The sequence below is a fragment of the Alloprevotella sp. genome (assembly GCF_057240785.1).
On record NZ_DBHHRH010000024.1, the window covers coordinates 1 to 19,073 of the forward strand.

A 19,073-nucleotide genomic window follows, 5' to 3' on the forward strand; every position below is an offset into this window, starting at 1 on the left:
CCTCCATCTCCCCCATGAGGGGGAGTGCTCGGCTACCACTTGGGATTCTTGGGTGGATTCTGTGTAGTTCTGATTATTCCTACTGGATTGAGCAGAAAGGAGGAGCAACAAAATATTGCTGAGTATATTTCTCCGTGTACAAAAGAAAAGCGCCCAAGCTGGAGAGCTGGGCGCTATGGGAGAAAGTAAGTTGCAAATGGTGCAACTTACTTGATGAAGATTTTGTGTGATGTGCCGTTGCTTAGGCGTACGATGTTCATACCTTGCTGGGGAGCGTTGAGACGCTTGCCGTCTACGCTATAGTAAGCAACAGGAGTTTCGCTGCCAGTGGTAGTTACGTCGGTTACGCCTGTATGTGCAGCGTAGGGCTGAACCATTGTTTTGCAAGCGTTCACAACTTCCTTGGTGTCGGGGTTATAGATGAAAGCCACAACCTCCAACTTGTTCTTGTCTTGATAGATTTCGTGAGCGGAAGAGTTCTTTGCCAGAGCCAGTTTGAAACGGTAGTTGTGCGTGTAGTCCACATCGGCTGTCATCTCCGTGGGCAGACTACCAGCGATACCCTGTTTGCTGGAACGCGCACAAGCCACGAAGTTGTAAGTAAGTCCCGTTACGAGTGAGCCTCCTGAAGTGAAGGTTTTGAAATCTGGTTCGGGATAAGTAGCGCTCATACCTGGCAGATAGCTATGCTGTGCCCAGTTGTCTTGGCGATAAGGATCGCCCGCTTCGGTCAAGCCATTGGCCACGAGGATATAACCCACTTGGTATTTAGCATCCTTCAAATCAACGGGGGTGGTAGTGGTGCTACGTGCCTGGATAATGGTCTGTGCCTCATCCTCAAAGTAAGCCTCTACTTTGATAGCTACTGGTGTGAACATCTTGTTTCTTTCTTCCACCAGTCTCTTCATGCCGAAGCCGCCACCCGACTTGCCGCCGTATGGGTCAAGAGAATTTTCAACTCTGTCGAGGGAAGCTCTGGGGAAACCGTCTACGCCGATGGGGAAATCGCCTGTAAAGGCCATTGGGTCGCCACTGTGATAAGCTACCCCAATGAAATCCTCCTTGAGCTCCTTATCAAGCATTTCCAGCGCAACAAATCCGCGAGGACACCAGCCACACCATGTACCGGTGTATTCTTCTACCAATGCGCGCTTCTTAGGAATCTCGGAATAAACGGCTAATTTCTGTGAATCGGCAGGAGCTTTGTCCTCGTTGGCTTGATCGTTCACCTTGTCGATGGTCACTGTCAGCGTGCGTGCACCTTTAACGGTCATCTTGGGTAAAGTGATGTCGAAATTGGCCGTTTTGCCGAAGAGAGCGGACAGAGCTGGTGAGAAAGCTTTATGGGCTGTTTGAGAAATGCCATTGATTTCGTAAGTGTAGTCGATAGAGCTAATCTTCTCCGTACCGTGGTTGGTGATGGTGAGTTTTACTTTGGGCTGAGCGTTGAGCTGCGTGGTGGAGCTGGTGAAGCTCACGCTGGCAGCGTTGGCGGGTGCGCCTGTCAGGAGAACCTGCATAGCGAGTGATTTGCCCAAGAGCTGACTCTTGTTGCTCCATTTCTTGTAGGTGCGATTAGAGAAAACCCACAGATTGTTCTCAGAGGCTACGTCGACAGTTCTAACGGGTTTCAGACCATTCTTATTGACGCTAAAAGTATAGCCCACATAAACGCCGTCTTCCGTAATGGTGTAGGGCTGAGAGAGCGTGATGTCGAGCCAGCCAGACTTGATGGCGAAGCTGTCCACTAAGATGTCGGCCACGTTGTGAATGTCGGTGGTGGCTGCGCCTTTTTCTACTTTCAATTCCTTAGAGAGGAAAAGAGCTCCACGGCCCAAACTTTTTGCGTCTTCCTCGAAAGGAATGCGCACCTTGGTGATGGTGAGGCCTACAAGAGAGGGATCTTTGAGCTGCATGGCCACACCGCAGTTTTCTATCTTGAGAGTTCCCCAACTGGTGGTGGCTCCAGATTCATAAGCCCCATAAACGAGGGGGTTGGTGCTTTGTGCTGTTGCAGACGTGAAGCCTGTACACAGTAAGGCAAGTACCAGGAGAATGGAATAAAGTCTTTTTTGTTTCATATCTTTGATGTATGGATTATTATAAAGAATGAGTAAAGAGCAGGGAAGGTTCTCTGACTTGCCAAACAAGAGAAACTGGTTTGGCAAGTTGGAGAACCTATGGTGACCATAATGCTATGGCTTTTCACTCAATACTTATTACTGGATAACCTTCTCTACACTACCGTCTTCCTTACGGATGAGGTTGATACCCTTACGGAGTCCTTCCTGGCGACGGCCCAAGAGGTCGTAGTAAACCTTGGCGGGACTACCGTTATTGGAATTATAGATACCTTGTATAGAAGTGGCCTTCGGAAGCTTGTACCAAGCAATGTTGCTCTCGCGCGTTTCGCCGCCGCCCTTGTAGACGCTCTGGAAACCGATAGAGTCCTGCACTTCGGTGAAGAAGAAGAGGAGGCGGAGCGTATTGGTGTAGCCCATGATGTACTCTTTGTCGGTGAACCAGAAGGGAATTTCCGTCATTTCGTCCTTCGGAAGTGCGGGGTAGTCAATCTTGTCGAAGGTGAAAGGCGTTTCGGGGTCGTCCACATACATGCGGTAGTACATTGAGTCTGGGTTGATGTATTCGCCGTTTACGTCGTGCGGAGAGATGATAAACTGTACTTGTGCGATACCTTTTTGGATGCGCTCATCGTAAGTGTAGTTGCGGAAGTTTCTCTCAGGCTTCCAGAATTGCGGAGCCTGTGGCGTGGCAGCTTTCTCAATGAAAGGATAGATGCGCAGGCTGGGAGACGCGTAGATGTTGTAGGTGTCGTGACCAAAGACTTTAGCAACGATGGCGTACTCCTTCGGAAGCACCAATGTGTGGGAGGTGGCATCGTAGTCGAAGATGATGTCGCCAGTGACGAAGCTCACTTTGTAGCCTCCAGGGCTGTTATCGTCCCACGCAAAGCGTACACCAGAGAAATAGAGCAGGCGGTTGTATTCTTTGCTTACACCCATGAATTGGGGCGACTTGAAGATAACTTTATTGCCTAAGACTGTTCCTTTGAAATACAATGTGGTGTCGGCGGGGGAGCTCATGTAGATATCATTGCCTGAATAGCCCACATTGACAAACGTATGGATTATTTCAGAGCCTTGCTTGTTGATGGTGTTGGCCCAAACGTATTTTGTTACTTCCAGATTGGCTGGTTTCTTTACAGGTGTATCCTCGTTGGCAATATACTTATAGCCATAGCTACCATAGGGATACCATGTGCCTTCTCCATCGGTCAGACCGAGAATCTCTGAGCCGTCCGTCGTTACCTGAGAGAGAACGCCTTTGCTGTCCATACGGAAACGTATGTTCAAGTTGTTGCCTACTGTATAGCCGCGCTCGTTTACTGCGGCAGGAGTACTGCCGCCGAGTTTTGTAACGTAGAATGTTTTCTTTTCATTCTTGGAGTTCGTGCGAACCATGATGGCCTGCGGCGTACGAAGCTCCCAGTTGCCTTTATTATCAACCTTGCTGATGCGAATCCAGCCTTGTTCGCCTTCATATTCGGTGAGGCTGTTCTTTATCCAAATGGCCGTGTCGCCTTGATTAACGTAGGTTGTGGCACGTGCCTCCATTTCGTGGGAGAAGATACGGTTGTAGCCGCTGATGGGGTAGAAACCTTTGCCGTACCACGCTGCGTTGACGAGCTTTCCCTCTGGCTGTGTGAGCACGGGCTCTGTAGTGATGGGGTTGAGAGCTTTGGCTGAAAATACGCGGGACTTAGCAGATGCTTGGAGGTTGACAACTGGAGTTAGGTCCGCTTTGCTCTGCTCGTTGGTGGGGAGTTGCTGCAACTGCGCAAGAGCGGGGAGTCCGCACATGGCAGCTAACAGGAAGAAAGTAGATTTTCTCATGAGATTTATGGGGATGACAAAATGAAACAAAGACTTGCCAGAGCGATAGACGCTTGGCAAGCCAGTTTCTTATTTATTTCTGATATTGTTTGATAGTCTTACCGTTGGACAGAACAAGGATGTTGAGGCCTTTCTGCGTTGCGCTGATGCGTTGTCCAAGGGCGTTGTAGCGTGCTACGACACTTGCTCCTTCGTGGGTGGTGGAGTGGATGCCAGTAGGATCAGCGTAGACAAACTTTACTGTGAGTGTCGGACCGTTACCTATAACATCACCGTAAACAAGCTGCTTGCTCCCTCCTACTTCCTTTTCAACGGCTTCGATAACATCAACGTGTAGTTTGGTGACACATTCTCCGTAAGCCGTAGGTTCCCACTCAAGTTGCAGGTCGTCCTTTGCGTTCTCATTCAAGCGGCCTTGCTTGGTTTGTAGACCTACTGTGCTGTAAGAACTGCAGTTGCCGAGCATGCAGAAAAGCATGTTGCCGTTTGGTAGCTTTTGAACATCGAGCGTCACTTGTGCACCTACCTTTTCGCCGAGGGTATTCTTTAGAAAGAGTCCCGACTTTATTTGTGTGGTGCCAAAGTCGTTCTGCTCAGCCACATTGACTGTCCACGTAGAGCCATTAGGAACTTCTGTCCCGTCTGCAGTAACGAATTTGAAAGTCTCGTCGAGTTCGTCAGCGCCCGACTGCGCGTAGCTCACGCTATAGGTTGCGAAGAGAGCTAAGATAAGCGTAAAAATTTTCTTCATAGACGTATTGTTTTTATGTTTAGGCGTATGGATGAATCTCTCTTATTGAGGGATGATTTATAGTATGGAGTCGCTCAATTTGCCTTAAAGGCTGCACGTTTCACCTGTAATACGCCGCTCTCGTTGTACACAAAAGCGATGAGCCAAAGGTGGCGCGGAACCCACGTTGCAGCAAAATCGGTGGAGAAGTTGATGGTAGTGGTTTCTCCCTCCTTCACGTTGACGGCTTCTCCAGCTTCGCCATTGACGGCAGTACGGAAAACATGCATGTGAAGGTAGTTGCGGTTCGTTGTTCCATCAGGCATCATTTGAAGCGCGGTGATACTGTCTTCAACAATCCAAAGTTGCAGCTTGCCTTGTATGTTTCCGTCGAGGCCTTCGAGGGAGACACTACCGCTGCCGCTTGTGCCGTTGGTCTTGGCATCAATGGTGATATTGAGAGGAGCGGTTTGCTTGAGTTGTTGGTGGATGATGCCGCCCCACGCCGTATAGTCGCTCTTGCCTAAGTAGTCGATAACGCCCTGCGGCTGGTACTCGATGTTCCATTGGCGGTAGTAGTTGTCGCCCGTAGTAGTGCTAAGACCCACTGTCTTTGCGTTGCCACGGAATCCAAGCGGTCCGGAGTGCATTCCGACAGCGATAACCGTGTCGGCACTGTATTGCTCCTGGATTTTCTCAATCTCGTGGGAGGCTGTGGGGCAGTTGATGCAGCGCTGCCCTGTGAAGTCGACGAGCAGAACGTTTTTGCCAACAGCTGCGGGCTTCACATAGGTGAGTCGCTGGTCTTCGTCAATCTGTGTAGAGCAGGCGCTGAACAGCAGCATAGCTCCTATTATATAGAATAATGTTCTTTTCATAAATGCGCGGTTTCTATCCCTCAGGAGATTAGAAGTTGTAGTTGTAAGAAACGGTCCATCCTTGGTAGGAAGGGACATAGCGGCAGACACCTCCTGAGCAGTTGTAGCCAGCACGTGTGCGTACATAGCCAGCTTGGATGCGGTGAGAGCCTACATTATAGGTTGCCAGCAAGTTCCAATAGTGTTTGTGAGTTTTTCCCACGTTGTATTCGTCGCTTACCGTAAACATCCAGTGAGGTGCTAACGAAAGTTCGAGCAGTCCAAATGCCCAGTCGCCTTCATCGTTTGGCGTTGTGAGATATTGTGCTTCTGCGCGTAGCGTTGTCTTAGGTGAGAACTGGTATTTAGCATCTGCCACGAAGATGTTGGAACGTATCTTTCCGCCCTCGCCTTCTACGGCTGTCTTGTTGTAGAGCTGGTTCATGTACATCAAGTGTAGCTTGAAGTTGCGCGTGAGGCGTTTATCCAGCTGAACGTTGAAATCTTGGTAGTAAGTCTCATCGCCCCATTTCCAAAAGGCCGAGCCGTAGCCGTCAGTACCGCGACCACCAGCAGTTCCCGCAATTCCTGCGAGACCATGTGGGTTTTTAGCAATGGAATGGATGTGGGAGAAATTTACCTGCAGGCCCGTACCGTACTTACCTCCCAACAGCGTGCGACGCTTGAAGTTGTAGCCCACTTGTCCTTGGTAAGCCCACTCGCCTTTAGCCAACTGTGTGGCATAGGGGTAGAGTGCCGCCAGCGTATAGGTGTGTTCGTAGGTAAATGCCGGCATGTGGTCGATGAAGCTCGACGAGCCGTTCATTTGTCGGCGCGAACGGCTCGACATATTGTCTGTGCGCTTGGCTTGAGCCAACACGCTGAAACCTTTCTTTGAGTAGGACGCCGACAGCATGGCGGCGTATCCTTTTCGGTATATATATCCGTTGTCGAAGGAGGGATCTTGTGTTTTCTGGGCATATTCTGCTAAGAGGCTAAAAGGTCCTTTTTGCAGATTTGCCCTAACATCCCATGCGTCGACCGAAGCTGGGAAATTCAGTTTATGGGTTGCATCGTAAAAGACGCTGCCGTCCTCGTCGGCTCCTTCGCGCTTATTTAGGTAAGAGCCACCGAGCGTCAGGTAAGTGCCGCTCTGTTCCAGCGCTTTCACCCACTGGTCGATGCTAAGTTCGAGGTCTGCACCAGCCAGCCAAGCATGGTTGTAGTTCCAATAGCGGCGTTGGCGGCCCGCAAGACCTTTCAGGCGAACACCTTTAATAGGCTTCACGATGGCTCGTGCACCAAAGAGCGAATTGTCGATACCCAGCGAGCGCTCCTCATAGGTGCGCAGGATAAAGCCCGAACCAAATTGTTCGTAGAAGTTACCGCCCGTCACCTCCACATTGCGGAATTTTGCTTTCAGATAGAAGTAGGGAACGCCCCAGCCTTTGAAGTCTTTCTCAAATCCTGGTAGCGGATGATCCAGATAGGAAAAGCGGCCGCCAGCATCCAGAAACTTACTCATGAAGTTGAGGTCCAAGTAGGTGTTCGTACGGAAGTTCTCGTGAGAACCATCGCTTTGCGTGCCTTGTGGGACAAGCATGTCGCTCTGCACACTACCGCTCAGCGAGGGATTATAGTGTCCATCGTTTTCCATTTCTTGTGCACACACGGGCAGGGCCAGGAGTGCAACAGCTGGAAGCAAATGTTTCTTTTTCATATTGTGGAAGTCGCTATCTTTTATTTAATGAGTTCTCTGACTTTCTCAATGAGTTCTGCCTCGGCTCCTTCCGTGTAGCCATTGTGTTTGTAGACGATGTTGCCTTTTCCGTCACACACGATAACGTAGGGAATCATCTGTATGCCCAAGGCGCGCTTGAAGTCGCCGTTAGGATCGAGCAACACCTCATAGGGCCATCCGTGTTGGTCAACGAGGGGGCGCACTTTGTTGATGTTCTGCGCCTGGTCGATAGAGACAGCGAAAAGTTTCACGCCTGTTTCTGCCACCCAGTCCTCATACACTTCACTGATAGCGGTGAGCTCTCGGTTGCAAGGTTTACACCAAGTGGCGAAGAAATCAATGATAAACGGTTTTCCGCCGTTTGAAAGTGTATCGGTCTGCACTGTCTTGCCGTTGATGTCCTTCAGCGTGACGGACGGCAGTTGAGCGTTCATAACTCCAGTGGCACAGATAACTGCAAAGAAAAGAGAAACTAAGAATTTGCGCATAGCTTCAGATGGTTTAGATAAATATTGTTGACACTAAATGAAAGCGGACTGAGCCCGCCAATAACGTCGTGAAAGGATTAGTCTTTCCGACCGCGCAAAATTATAGAAAAGTTTTGTAAATACGTAGAGAAGAGAAAGATTATTAGGGGATAAATTTTCTCTTTCTCTTGAAGGATGTAGAAAGAATGCATATTTGTTGTTCTTTCTTGTAGATGTGCCTGAATGATAGGAGTATGGGGTGGCGAAGAGGAATAGAATGACCTATACGCTCATGCCTTGTGTTTTCCGTTAGTCTTCTCCCATCACGCGAAACACTAAGTCTGCCTCAAAGCCTCTTCCTGCTGCAAAGCGGAGGAGCTTTTGTGCGCATTCGTAGTCGGTTGCGGCTTTGATGGTAGGTACTTTGGTCAGTAGGAGTTTGCGGAGTATCTGTTGGTATTCCTCTTCGTCGATTGTAGCCAAGGCTTGTTCGATATGCTCGTTGGCGATATTTTTTATGGCCAGCGCCTGCCGTGTTTTCATACGCCCCCAATGGTTGTAGAGCGTCTTATCGTGTACAAAGGCGCGAGCATATCGGGTTTCGTCCACAAAGCCTTCGCACTCCAGTTTTTCAAGAACTTCCTCACAATCGGGGCGTGAAAGTCCACGCTGCATAAACTTTTGCATCAGTTCCATGCGGCAATATTCTTTTTGTGCGCAGCGCGTTGCGGCCCAATTATAGGCCTCTTCTTTGGTGAAAGGTTTCATACGTTCTATTAGTGAATCAAGGCGCGAACCACAAACCACAGATGCTTGGCCACAGTAGTGCCCAAGCCGTAGTAGTGGGCCATGATGTGGAAACGCTCAAAGAGGCTGCGGCGGCGGTTGCGTGTGGTCATGCCTTCGCTGAGGTAGTCCGTTAGCACGAGGTGAGAGTTGAGCAGTGAGAGCTTACGGCGTTCCGCTTCGCGCATGATACGGATGGTCCAATCGAAGTCGGCCGAAAATCGGTACTCCAGATTGTAGCGCAGCTCCTTAGCCAAATCGGCGCGGACATAAAAACTCTGATGGCATACCAGCATTCCGTTGTTGAAGTCCTCCCACGACAGATTTTCCGGTGGCGTGAGGCGGCGGCGACGTAGGAAATTGCCGAAACTATCCACGATGTGCGTATCGCCATAAACCACAGCTGGCTGCTTTTGTTCCTCCTGTATGGCGCGGGCAATACAGGAGAGCGTATCTTTTGCATGAAATTTGTCGCCAGCATTTAGGAAAACGATGTAGCGACCTGTAGCTAACGCCAAACCTTTGTTCATGGCGTCGTAAATGCCGTTGTCGTTCTCGCTGAGACAGTTGAGTTCGTGGCGCACAGCCGCATTGGAGTTACGCTCCATATAATGGTGGAATTTCTCCAGCGTATCGTCCGTGGAATTACCATCAATGACGAGGTGTTCCACATAAGGATAATCCTGTTCCTCTACACTGTTGAACGTCCTATCTACAAGTTCGCCAGCGTTGTAAGTCACTGTGATGACCGTTATCTTTAGGGGTAGTCGAGCCATATATATAAATGAGTAGCCCTTTTTCGATTCTGATTTTTCAGGCAATAAGCCTGTGGGCCAAGATGCTATATTTTTTGATGAAGAAAAGCGGAGATGTCCTCCCACGGCCTTTGTGGCGCGCAATGTTTTATTATAGAGAGGGCGCGCAGGAAGCCACGGCCGATTCATACAACTGTATGTGTTTCTCAGCCACAGCCTGCTCGCTATATGTACTTTCCGCCATTTGATGCGCGCGCAAGCAGAAATTCTGGTAATGTTCGTCGATGAGCGTGCTAAGAGTAAGCTCCGCGAAGTGGTCTGCATCTTTGTAGCGCGCTAAGTAGCCATTAAGGCCGTCTTTAATCATCTGAGGCAAGCCGCCAATGTTGAAACCCACACACGGCAAGGCACAAGCCTGCGCTTCCACAATGGTGTTGGGCAGGTTGTCCATCAGCGTAGGCATCACAAGAAGGTCGGCAGCCTGGTAGAGGTCGCGCATGCGCGCTGCATCTTTCACATATTCCTGTGGGAAGCAGGAGCAAGCAAACGCGTCTTTCAGCGTGTCGGCTTCAAGGCCCACGGGAATCACTCCCAGCTGACTGATCCATTCTGGGTATCGTTCGGCGATGATGTGGGTGGCTTTGATGAGATAGTCGATGCCTTTGTTCTTATCTGTAGCTTTGAGCGCCACGAAGAGCAGCAAGCGTTTGTTGCGGGGGAGTCCGAGGCGTTCGCGCGCCGCCTGCTTGTCGCCTGGCACGTAGAACTTGGTGTCGATAGCGTTCGGTATGCTCACCACCTCGTGGCCCTTCGTCAGCGGAGCTTGATAAGCCAGCTTGCAGAGCCATTCGCTGCACGCCACAAAATGTATCTTTCCCTGCGCATAAGTGTTGATTTTGTTTTCAAACACGCGGTAGGAAAGGTCGCGCTCATTAGGGCGCATCAGCAGTCGGCAGTCGTGACAGTGCGACAGCCAGTTTTCACACTCCTTGGCATGGTGGCAAATGCCCGTGATGGGCCACATATCGTGCATTGTCCATACCACGGGCTTCCCCGTCTTGAGGATTTTTGCCAAATCGCCCAAGGAAAGCATCCCTTGGTTTATCCAATGGAGATGAATGAGGTCTGCTTCTTCAAATTCGCGCAACTTAGTGATGTCCATACCATGTGTGCCCGCATCGATAGCCCAGAGGTTCTCGCGTGAGCGGTTGATGGCGAAGATCTCAGCTCGTTCGGCCACAAATTTAGCCCGCATCAGCGGATTCCGAGCCTTGATAACGTTCGGGTTGTCCGTTTGCTTGTCGCGCACGAGCATTTGTGTCTGCACATTGTGGTTGTTGAGGGCGTGCATCAAGCGAGATGCTGCGATGGCCGCGCCGCCTGTCTGCTCCGAGGTGTTCACCAATAGTACTTTCATCTTGCTGACAATTTGATTCTTGCTGCGAATTTACATAGTTTTTAAGAAAAAGGTCCAGCAGAAAGGATAAATTTATGCTTTGGCTGTTCTTGGCGGTTGTTGGGAAGCTTAAGTGGGTCGAAGGAATAAGCCCCCTCCATCTCCCCCATAAGGGGGAGTGCTCGGATTTGGCTCTCGGACGGGTCGGACAAGTCGGACGGGTCTGACCAGTCTGCTCCGTCCGAGATCCAATACTGATTCGTGTCCTTTCGCCTTTTTCGTGTCCTTTCGTGGGCTAAAAACATCAATAGAATTCCCTCTTTTCCCAGCTCACGAAGCCCACAAAGCCGCGCACGAAAGGGAGAGCGCGAACAATGTCCCTTTCTCACGCATCAATACAATAAGGCTGTCGGCAGATTTCCTTATTGCATTCGCCGACAGAATAAGGAAGTCAGCCGACACAATAAGGAAACTGACGGAGAGAACAAAGAAACTTTTCACCAAAAACGAGCGAAAAAAGGATATGGTCTTATAAAATTTGCACCACTTGCAGGATTTCTGCGCCATTTTTATCTTCTAAGGAAGCAAAAAAGGCTCGTAAAATTCAGCAAGTGGCGCAGACTGGAAATTTTCTCAAAGTATTAGAAAAACAAATCTTGTCAATTTTTCAGAAGGTTTTAGGAGTCGTCGGACTGGTCGGACTGGTCGGATCAGTCGGCAGTTCTGTTGAAGAATATTTCAGTTTTGGGATACAAAAAGCCCCTTCGCTTTCTCCTGGGAAAGGGAGAGCGAAGGGGATACCTTATAGTCTCTTTGAAGCGCTTTATGCCTGCTTTGCTTCAGCCTTCTTGCAGTGACCACCGTTCTTTTTGCAGCAATCACCTTTTTCTTTGCATTCACCAGCTTTCTCTTTGCATTCTGAGGTACCGTTTTGGCCGTCACACTTCTTAGCCTCAGCTTTGTGGCATTCACCTTTCTTTTCCTTGTCGCAACCGCCCTTTTGAGCTTCCGACTTATCGCATTTTCCAGCTTTGCTCTTGCAGTCGCCACACTTCTTAGAAGCAGCGTCTCCGCACTTTGAGTGCTGCGCTGAGCAGCCCTTCAGCTGAGCTTGCACCTTCATGTCAGAGAAACCTTTGATAATGTTAGCGTCGTTGGTCTTACTTGCATCGTAAGTCACGTTCACTTCCTTTTTCTCGAGATTCACCTGTACGTCTTTAACACCCTTACCGAGTTTATCAACGTTCTTTTTGATTTTGTTCACGCAGTTCTCGCAACGAATGTCAGTTACATACGTCTTAGTCACTACCTGCTTCTTTTTAGGCGTTTTAGCCGTTGCCATGCTGATGCTCATAAGCATGCAGAGGAACACTGTAAGAATTTTCTTCATACTTGATAATTGTTTTTGTTTGATTGTTTATAAATTTTATTTTGAAAATACCGACACGGTGAGGAGTGTAAGGGGAAGTGGCGGATTTCTCCTGCTGTGTTGCCCACACAATAAAGCCCCTCATTCCTGCCTCAAATCTGTTTTGTTTTGCAGCCCCTGTCAGAAAGAACAGCGCAAAGATACAGAAAAGCCCATGCTTATGCGCTTTTATAGTTCTTAAAAGAACTTATTAGTTGTAAAGACTACCCAACGCAAAAAGTGGAGCCGTATTTTCATACCTTTACCTTCTTCTATGTGTCAAAAAGACAGATTCACCTCCGCTTATTTTGTTTTCTAAAATCTAAATATGTATTTTTGCAATTAAATATAAAAATACTGAAAGAAACATGGCAGAAAAGAATGTCCGCGTGCGTTTTGCGCCGAGTCCTACAGGACCTCTTCATATCGGTGGCGTACGTACCGCTCTTTATAATTATTTGTTTGCTCGCCAACACGGAGGAGAACTCGTTTTTCGTATAGAAGACACCGACTCCAACCGCTTTGTTCCAGGAGCTGAGGACTATATCCTCGAGAGCTTCAAATGGCTTGGTATCCATTTCGATGAAGGCGTTAGCTTCGGAGGAGACAAAGGGCCGTATCGCCAGAGTGAGCGTCGCGACATTTATAAGAAATATGTAGATCAACTGCTGACGGAAGGAAAGGCTTATATCGCCTTCGATACGCCCGAAGAGCTCGAGAAAAAGCGCGAAGAAATCAGTAACTTCCAGTACGACGCCTCCACGCGTATGCAGATGCGCAATTCGCTCACATTGGGGCAGGAGGAAACAGAACGCCTCATCGCCGACGGCGCGCAGTACACCGTGCGCTTCAAGGTAGAGCCAAACGTGGAAGTTCATGTTGACGACCTCATTCGCGGGGATGTGAAAATCAACTCCAGTATCTTGGACGACAAAGTGCTTTACAAAAGCGCTGACGAACTACCTACATACCACCTCGCCAATATCGTGGACGACCACCTCATGGAGATCAGCCACGTGATTCGCGGTGAAGAGTGGCTCCCGAGTGCACCGCTCCATGTCTTGCTCTATGAAGCTTTCGGCTGGCAGGACTCTATGCCGCGTTTCGCCCATCTGCCGCTACTGCTGAAGCCTACGGGCAACGGAAAGCTCAGTAAGCGCGATGGCGACAAACTGGGTTTCCCCGTATTCCCCTTAGAATGGCACGACCCCAAAACGGGCGAAGTCAGCTCCGGTTATCGCGAGAGTGGCTATCTGCCTGAGGCTGTCATCAATTTCTTGGCACTCTTGGGATGGAATCCAGGTACCGATCAAGAAATCCTTTCTATGGACGACCTCATACAGCAGTTCGACATCACGAAGTGCTCCAAATCTGGTGCCCGCTTCGACTATGTGAAAGGACAATGGTTCAACCACGAATATCTCCTTAGCACGTCGAGCGATAAGTTGGCTCCGAGCTTCGACAAGATACTCCGCGAAAACGGTATCGAAGCCCCAATGGAGCGCGTAACAAAGGTGGTTGACGTGATGAAAGAGAAAGTCCACTTCATCAAGGAGCTGTGGCCGCTCTGCCGCTTCTTCTTCGTTGCTCCGACCGAATATGACGAGAAAACGGTGAAGAAACGTTGGAAAGAAGATTCGGCAAAATGTATGACAGAATTGGCCGATTTGCTCGAACAACTGCCCGATTTTTCTCAAGAAACGCAGGAAGCGGCCGTCAACGCCTGGATAACGGCGAACGACTACAAGATGGGCAACATCATGAACGCTTGGCGCCTGACACTCGTTGGTGAAGGCAAAGGTCCGCATATGTACGAAATCAGCACCTTCCTTGGTAAAGATGAAACCCTTGCGCGAATGCGCCGTGCCATTGAGGTGTTGAAGTAAACAATAAGAGTCTGCTCCATCTCCACTATCTGGAGAAGCGCTTGAAACCAGAGTGGCACAAATGCTCGCCAGCAGGAGTGAAGCAACAGGTTTCTGCCCATTAGGGCATCTTATCGTCCGACACGCATAGGGAAGATGGAGAAGACTTTATTATTCATATTATTTGCTCCGCATGTACACATTTGCCATCTATCTATACGCCATCTGTGCTAAAATCTTCGCGCTGTTCAACACGAAGGCGCGAACTTTGGTGAGAGGCCAGAAAAACACCTGGAAAATACTCGAAGAGAAAATTGGGCAGGATTCTTACGTTTGGTTCCATGCTGCATCGCTCGGCGAGTTTGAACAAGGACGTCCGCTCATGGAACGTCTTAAACGAGAACACCCAGAGAAGAAAATTTTGCTTACTTTCTTCTCTCCCTCGGGCTATGAAGTGCGCAAGGACTACCCTTATGCCGATGTAGTGTGTTATCTTCCGTTCGATACGCCTCTGAATGCGCGTCGTTTCATTCGTGCCGCCCGCCCCGAGAAGGCTTTCTTTATCAAATACGAGTTTTGGCGCAACTATATTGAGGTATTGGTACATCACCACATCCCAGTGTATAGTGTCTCCAGTATTTTCCGCCCCAATCAGGTCTTCTTCCGTTGGTACGGTCGTGGCTACGGCCATTGTCTGCGCCGCATCAGTCATTTCTTTGTTCAAAACCGCGATTCGGAAATCTTGCTCAATAAGTATGGCATCAATAGGGTGACCGTGGCTGGCGATACCCGCTTTGCACGCGTTCGAGACATCAAGGAGGGCGCAAAGCCCCTGCCCATCGTGGAAGCTTTTGTAGGGCGCACAAAAACCGAAATCAATGAGACCAAACGCCTCGAAGAATCACAGCTGCCCGATGCGCCGAAAAATCCAGTACTCATAGCTGGTAGTAGTTGGGAACCCGATGAAGACCTCCTTATCAAGTACTTCAACGAACACCCAAATCTGAAACTCGTTCTGGCTCCTCATGTGGTCAGCGAGGCACATATTCAAAATATTGTCAGCAAACTCAAACGCCCCTACGCCCGCTATACACAGACAGATACGGAGCGCGTGAAAGATGCTGACTGTCTCATCATTGATTGCTACCGCCTGCTGGCAAGTATCTACCGCTACGCCACGGTGGCATACGTGGGAGGAGGTTTTGGAGTAGGCATCCACAACGTTCCGGAGGCGGCAGTCTACGGCGTACCTGTTATCATTGGTCCTAACAATAAGAAATTCAAGGAAGCGCAAGACTTGCTGAAGAGTGGCGGCTGTATAGAAATACATGATCAAGAGGATCTCGACGAAGCTTTAGACGTGTATCTCTCTTCGCCTGTTCTGTTGAAGAAAGCGGGCGATGCTGCTCATGATTATATCAAGGAGAACGCGCAAGCTGCCGATATTATCTATCAGGCAACGCTGGAATAACGCTCCTCCCCTCTCACTTTTCAACTCCTACAAGCTGCAAGGTCGCCGACACTCCTACCCCATTGATGTCTACGCCTTGTAGCTTTTATTTTTACTCCTTTATATATATGACTACAACCCACAAAATCATCTTCGCCTTTGATTCGTTCAAAGGTTGTCTCTCTTCCGCTGAAGTGGGGAAGGCAGCAGCTGAGGGAGCGGAGCAGGAAAAGGTAGAGGTGCTTAATGTGAGCGATGGCGGCGACGGTATGCTCTGCGCATTCTGTCAAGCCTATCGTGCGGAGCAAGTGAGTTGCAACTGTCACGATGCGCTCATGCGCCCCATTCGGGCTGCTTACGGTTTAGTGGGCGATATGGCTATCATCGAAACGGCCCAAGCTTGCGGACTGTCGCTGCTGGAGAGCAATGAGCGCGATGCCGTGGGCGGTACGTCGTATGGAGTGGGCGAATTGCTCATCGATGCCTTTGAGCGCGGTGCCCGTCGCTTCATTATCGGCTTGGGAGGTACAGCTACAACAGATGGAGGTTTCGGAATGCTCAAGGCACTCTATGTTCATGCTGGGCCAGCAGCCTTTTTCGACACTTATCTCCCTCGCTGGCGCAATGAATGTAGTTGGACGTTGGCCAGTGATGTCCGCAATCCGCTTTATGGGCCGCAAGGAGCTGCAACTGTTTTTGCCCCACAAAAGGGAGCTACGCCCGCCGAAGTGGTGCGCCTCGATGCGCGTTTGCAACGTTTGGCACAGCATGCCGCCCGAAGGATGGGGCACGATTGTTCGATGCTTCCTGGTGCAGGAGCAGCAGGCGGATTGGGATATGCCTTTTTGCAATACTTCAGCGCGCAGATGCAGTCGGGAGCAGATTTATTGCTCGATGCACTTGACTTCGACACCCGCTTGAGAGATGCCGCACTGGTCATCACGGGCGAAGGTTCTGCTGATAAACAAACGCTCATGGGGAAGCTACCTTGGCACGTGCTCCAACGGGCACAGAAAGCACATGTACCTTGTTGCTTGCTCGCCGGTGAGGTTTCCAATCGTGAAGAATTGCTGAAGGCGGGTTTTCGAGAAGTTCTCTGCATTCATCCCGCAGGGCTTTCCAAGGAAGAACAGCTCAGAACAGAAGTGACAAAGAAGAATCTGTCGCTCACCACCTCCCAACTCCTCACACGCATCTTCAGCGAAGAGATGAAAGAGTAGGAAATGTTGGACTTTTCACCCACCATAACGATTCCTGGTGGCAAAACGGCAAGGAATATTGATAAAGATAGGGAGAAAGACGCCTTTTTATACTGTAGATTTGCTATTTCGAGTGTCTTACCGTAACTTCGCCCCTCATTAAAAGAGATTATTACGGCCGCGCTCTGCAAAATACAGTGGGAGGCCGTCTTTGATGTATAATCTTTCGCAACTATACACTATGGACTTTTTACAATGGCTTGACAAGGTTGTGTTTGACGTGCCGGCAATCAAAGCCGTGGCCGTCATATCGCTCTGCTGCGCCATCGGCCTTTCGTTAGGGAAATTCAAAATCAAGGGTATCGGACTCGGTGTCACTTGGGTTTTCTTCATGGGCATCTTGCTCGGAGGACTGGGTGTCACTATTGACCACGAAATGTTGATCTATGCGGAGGATTTCGGACTTATCATTTTTGTTTATGTATTAGGATTGCAAGTAGGTCCTGGCTTCATGAGTTCGTTTCGCTCTGGCGGAACGGTGCTTTCCTTGCTCAGCTTGACGCTCATCTTTGTTGGCACTATCGCCACGCTTGTTCCTATCTTCCTCGGATGGAGCCCCTTGGGCGAAATGATGGGAGTGCTCTGTGGCGCCACAACCAACACGCCGGCTCTGGCGGCTGCACAGCAAGCTCTGAGCCAGATGCACCATCCTGGCGACGGACTGGACGCTGCTCTCTCCTTGGCTGTGACCTACCCCATAGGTATGGTGGGCGTTATCATTGCTCTGATGCTCGTCAAAGGCTATCTGCATGAGAATCCGAAAAACACAGTGAAGCGCGACCCTGATGAGGCCTACATCGCCTCTTTTGAAATCAGTAATCCCGCAATCTTCGGGAAACCTATCATAGAGTGTGCAAAACTCGCAGATAAGCATTTCATCGTGAGTCGTATCTGGCGGAAAGATCGCGTTATTCTGGCCACAGGGCAGACCCCGCTGGAGGAAGGCGACCGCGTGCTGGTTATCACCCAACCGAAGTATGTCGAAACCCTCACTATCCTTTTCGGAAAAGTGGATGAGAAGGACTGGAACAAGAGCGACATAGACTGGAATACCTTGGACACGACACTTGTGAGCGAGCGTATCCTCATCACTCGGAGCCATATCAACGGAAAGCACCTCGGACAACTTCACCTGCGCAATCGCTTCGGCGTGAATGTTTCTCGTGTGAAGCGTGGCGATATTCAGCTCATGGCTGAACCCAACCTTGTGTTGCGTGTGGGCGACCGCGTGACGGTGGTAGGTTCACCTGAGAGCTGCAAGAAAGTGGCTGAAGAACTCGGCAATACAATCCATGCCCTCGACGAACCGAATATGGTCACTATCTTCATTGGTATGGTCTTAGGCTTAGCTTTAGGCTATCTGCCCATTGCCATCCCCGGTATGTCCTTATCGCTGCGCCTCGGCCTTGCTGGCGGCCCTGTTGTGATGGGCATTCTGATTGGTGCTTTTGGTCCACGCTTCCACATGGTGGCTTATGTGACCAACTCTGCCAACTTGCTCATTCGTTCTCTTGGTTTGAGCACCTATCTGGCTTGTCTGGGGCTTGATGCAGGCCCCAAATTTATAGAGACCGTTATGCGTCCCACCGCACTTTCGTGGATTGGTTATAGTGTGTTCCTTTCTGTTGTGCCTGTGGCTATCATGGCCATTATAGCTGTGAAATGGTTCAAACGCTCTTATACCACTGCAGCCGGTATGCTCTGTGGGGCAATGGCCAACCCCATCGCGCTGGACTATATCAATTCAACAGAAGAAGGCGATCAAGCCAGTGTTGCCTATGCCACGGTCTATCCCCTCGGTTTGTTCGCACGTGTCATCATAGCTCAACTCATTGTGATGCTATGGCTCGGATAGCAAGGAAGATAGCGTAACTTTTATTGAAATCTATGTGCGCTTTGTTTTTCATACTAAAAGAAAACTCCCCACAAACTTACTCGTAGCGAGCAGTTTGTGGGGAAAGTTCTATTGTAGGGAGAACTCTATTTGTGCAGAACCTTCTGCGTAGTTCCGTTGTTCATTCGGACGATGTTTAGCCCGCGCTACAAGTTTGTTAAGGCTATGTTATGGGGAAGAATAAACTGCCGTGGTGCTTGTATCGCTGTTGGCGGTCGCTGGCAACTTCCACTTTGTTATTTCTTCGTGAAATATCCTGTATTAGGATTAGCCATTGAAACATCCTCCTTGTTTGCATTGTATTTCACTGCACCCTTGAGACTTGTACAATTATAGAACATTTCATTAGATAGTGCGCAAGTCCAAGTATTATTGCAATAGATGGTTCGTAAAGAGGTGTTATTACCAAACATTCCACTCATGTCTTGTACCTTCTCGGTATAGAAGTTGGAAAGATCAAGAGAACTTAAACTCGAGCAGGCACAAAACATTTCATGCATATTTTCCACTTTCTCCGTATTGAAGTTGGAGAGATTGAGAAAAGTTAAACT

At 49.5% G+C, this 19,073-nt stretch carries 15 protein-coding genes; 4 read left to right on the plus strand and 11 right to left on the minus strand.

From position 1 onward, the window contains the following. Positions 1-206 precede the first annotated feature (206 nt). The 10 genes from ACO4R2_RS05605 to ACO4R2_RS05650 form a co-directional block, all read right to left on the minus strand. Entirely contained in the window at positions 207-2,081 is a 1,875-nt protein-coding gene (locus ACO4R2_RS05605; RefSeq protein ID WP_484769505.1) for a thioredoxin family protein, read from the minus strand. Between the two features lie 138 nt (positions 2,082-2,219). Next, positions 2,220-3,914: a hypothetical protein gene (locus ACO4R2_RS05610; protein ID WP_484769506.1), complete on the minus strand. Its 1,695-nt coding sequence runs from the start codon at positions 3,912-3,914 to the stop codon at positions 2,220-2,222. Between the two features lie 73 nt (positions 3,915-3,987). Next, the gene (locus ACO4R2_RS05615; RefSeq protein WP_484769507.1) at positions 3,988-4,665 is read right to left on the minus strand and encodes a hypothetical protein; all 678 of its coding nucleotides are present in this window, start codon (positions 4,663-4,665) and stop codon (positions 3,988-3,990) included. A gap of 74 nt (positions 4,666-4,739) precedes the next feature. Beyond that, the gene (locus ACO4R2_RS05620) at positions 4,740-5,522 is read right to left on the minus strand and encodes an Omp28 family outer membrane lipoprotein (protein ID WP_484769508.1); all 783 of its coding nucleotides are present in this window, start codon (positions 5,520-5,522) and stop codon (positions 4,740-4,742) included. A gap of 28 nt (positions 5,523-5,550) precedes the next feature. Next, positions 5,551-7,221: a DUF6029 family protein gene (locus tag ACO4R2_RS05625; RefSeq protein WP_484769509.1), complete on the minus strand. Its 1,671-nt coding sequence runs from the start codon at positions 7,219-7,221 to the stop codon at positions 5,551-5,553. A gap of 20 nt (positions 7,222-7,241) precedes the next feature. Then, the gene (locus tag ACO4R2_RS05630) at positions 7,242-7,730 is read right to left on the minus strand and encodes a TlpA family protein disulfide reductase (protein ID WP_009347539.1); all 489 of its coding nucleotides are present in this window, start codon (positions 7,728-7,730) and stop codon (positions 7,242-7,244) included. Positions 7,731-8,018: 288 nt separating this feature from the next. After that, a complete protein-coding gene (locus tag ACO4R2_RS05635; protein ID WP_484769510.1) occupies positions 8,019-8,477 on the minus strand; it encodes a regulatory protein RecX in 459 nt (152 codons plus the stop codon). A gap of 8 nt (positions 8,478-8,485) precedes the next feature. Beyond that, a complete protein-coding gene (locus tag ACO4R2_RS05640) occupies positions 8,486-9,271 on the minus strand; it encodes a glycosyltransferase family 2 protein (protein ID WP_484769516.1) in 786 nt (261 codons plus the stop codon). 130 nt (positions 9,272-9,401) lie between these two features. Further along, the gene (locus ACO4R2_RS05645) at positions 9,402-10,667 is read right to left on the minus strand and encodes a glycosyltransferase (RefSeq protein WP_315089975.1); all 1,266 of its coding nucleotides are present in this window, start codon (positions 10,665-10,667) and stop codon (positions 9,402-9,404) included. An 802-nt stretch (positions 10,668-11,469) separates the two neighbouring features. Then, the gene (locus ACO4R2_RS05650; RefSeq protein ID WP_484769511.1) at positions 11,470-12,036 is read right to left on the minus strand and encodes a heavy-metal-associated domain-containing protein; all 567 of its coding nucleotides are present in this window, start codon (positions 12,034-12,036) and stop codon (positions 11,470-11,472) included. Positions 12,037-12,422: 386 nt separating this feature from the next. Here ACO4R2_RS05650 and gltX point away from each other — a divergent pair, with 386 nt between their 5' ends. The 4 genes from gltX (at position 12,423) to ACO4R2_RS05670 (ending at position 18,483) form a co-directional block, all read left to right on the plus strand. Then, positions 12,423-13,940 carry a glutamate--tRNA ligase gene (gene gltX, locus ACO4R2_RS05655; protein WP_347719816.1) on the plus strand — a complete coding sequence of 506 codons (1,518 nt, stop codon included), beginning with the start codon at positions 12,423-12,425 and terminating at the stop codon, positions 13,938-13,940. A 172-nt stretch (positions 13,941-14,112) separates the two neighbouring features. Continuing rightward, positions 14,113-15,390 carry a 3-deoxy-D-manno-octulosonic acid transferase gene (locus ACO4R2_RS05660; protein ID WP_484769512.1) on the plus strand — a complete coding sequence of 426 codons (1,278 nt, stop codon included), beginning with the start codon at positions 14,113-14,115 and terminating at the stop codon, positions 15,388-15,390. 107 nt (positions 15,391-15,497) lie between these two features. Beyond that, entirely contained in the window at positions 15,498-16,589 is a 1,092-nt protein-coding gene (locus ACO4R2_RS05665) for a glycerate kinase family protein (protein ID WP_484769513.1), read from the plus strand. Between the two features lie 220 nt (positions 16,590-16,809). Further along, positions 16,810-18,483 (plus strand): putative transporter, encoded by a 1,674-nt coding sequence (locus ACO4R2_RS05670; RefSeq protein ID WP_484769514.1) that lies wholly within the window; start codon positions 16,810-16,812, stop codon positions 18,481-18,483. A 275-nt stretch (positions 18,484-18,758) separates the two neighbouring features. Here ACO4R2_RS05670 and ACO4R2_RS05675 read toward each other — a convergent pair. After that, the coding region (locus tag ACO4R2_RS05675) for a BspA family leucine-rich repeat surface protein (protein WP_484769515.1) at positions 18,759-19,073 on the minus strand (315 nt) is incomplete at its 5' end.

Bases quoted from the DNA above. Each gene is read 5' to 3' on its own strand.
- ACO4R2_RS05610 (WP_484769506.1), bottom strand. From the start codon at position 3,914: ATGAGAAAATCTACTTTCTTCCTGTTAGCTGCCATGTGCGGACTCCCC.
- ACO4R2_RS05640 (WP_484769516.1), bottom strand. From the start codon at position 9,271: ATGGCTCGACTACCCCTAAAGATAACGGTCATCACAGTGACTTACAAC.
- ACO4R2_RS05615 (WP_484769507.1), bottom strand. From the start codon at position 4,665: ATGAAGAAAATTTTTACGCTTATCTTAGCTCTCTTCGCAACCTATAGC.
- ACO4R2_RS05620 (WP_484769508.1), bottom strand. From the start codon at position 5,522: ATGAAAAGAACATTATTCTATATAATAGGAGCTATGCTGCTGTTCAGC.
- ACO4R2_RS05670 (WP_484769514.1), top strand. From the start codon at position 16,810: ATGGACTTTTTACAATGGCTTGACAAGGTTGTGTTTGACGTGCCGGCA.
- ACO4R2_RS05660 (WP_484769512.1), top strand. From the start codon at position 14,113: ATGTACACATTTGCCATCTATCTATACGCCATCTGTGCTAAAATCTTC.
- ACO4R2_RS05650 (WP_484769511.1), bottom strand. From the start codon at position 12,036: ATGAAGAAAATTCTTACAGTGTTCCTCTGCATGCTTATGAGCATCAGC.
- ACO4R2_RS05665 (WP_484769513.1), top strand. From the start codon at position 15,498: ATGACTACAACCCACAAAATCATCTTCGCCTTTGATTCGTTCAAAGGT.
- ACO4R2_RS05625 (WP_484769509.1), bottom strand. From the start codon at position 7,221: ATGAAAAAGAAACATTTGCTTCCAGCTGTTGCACTCCTGGCCCTGCCC.
- ACO4R2_RS05605 (WP_484769505.1), bottom strand. From the start codon at position 2,081: ATGAAACAAAAAAGACTTTATTCCATTCTCCTGGTACTTGCCTTACTG.
- ACO4R2_RS05645 (WP_315089975.1), bottom strand. From the start codon at position 10,667: ATGAAAGTACTATTGGTGAACACCTCGGAGCAGACAGGCGGCGCGGCC.
- gltX (WP_347719816.1), top strand. From the start codon at position 12,423: ATGGCAGAAAAGAATGTCCGCGTGCGTTTTGCGCCGAGTCCTACAGGA.
- ACO4R2_RS05635 (WP_484769510.1), bottom strand. From the start codon at position 8,477: ATGAAACCTTTCACCAAAGAAGAGGCCTATAATTGGGCCGCAACGCGC.
- ACO4R2_RS05630 (WP_009347539.1), bottom strand. From the start codon at position 7,730: ATGCGCAAATTCTTAGTTTCTCTTTTCTTTGCAGTTATCTGTGCCACT.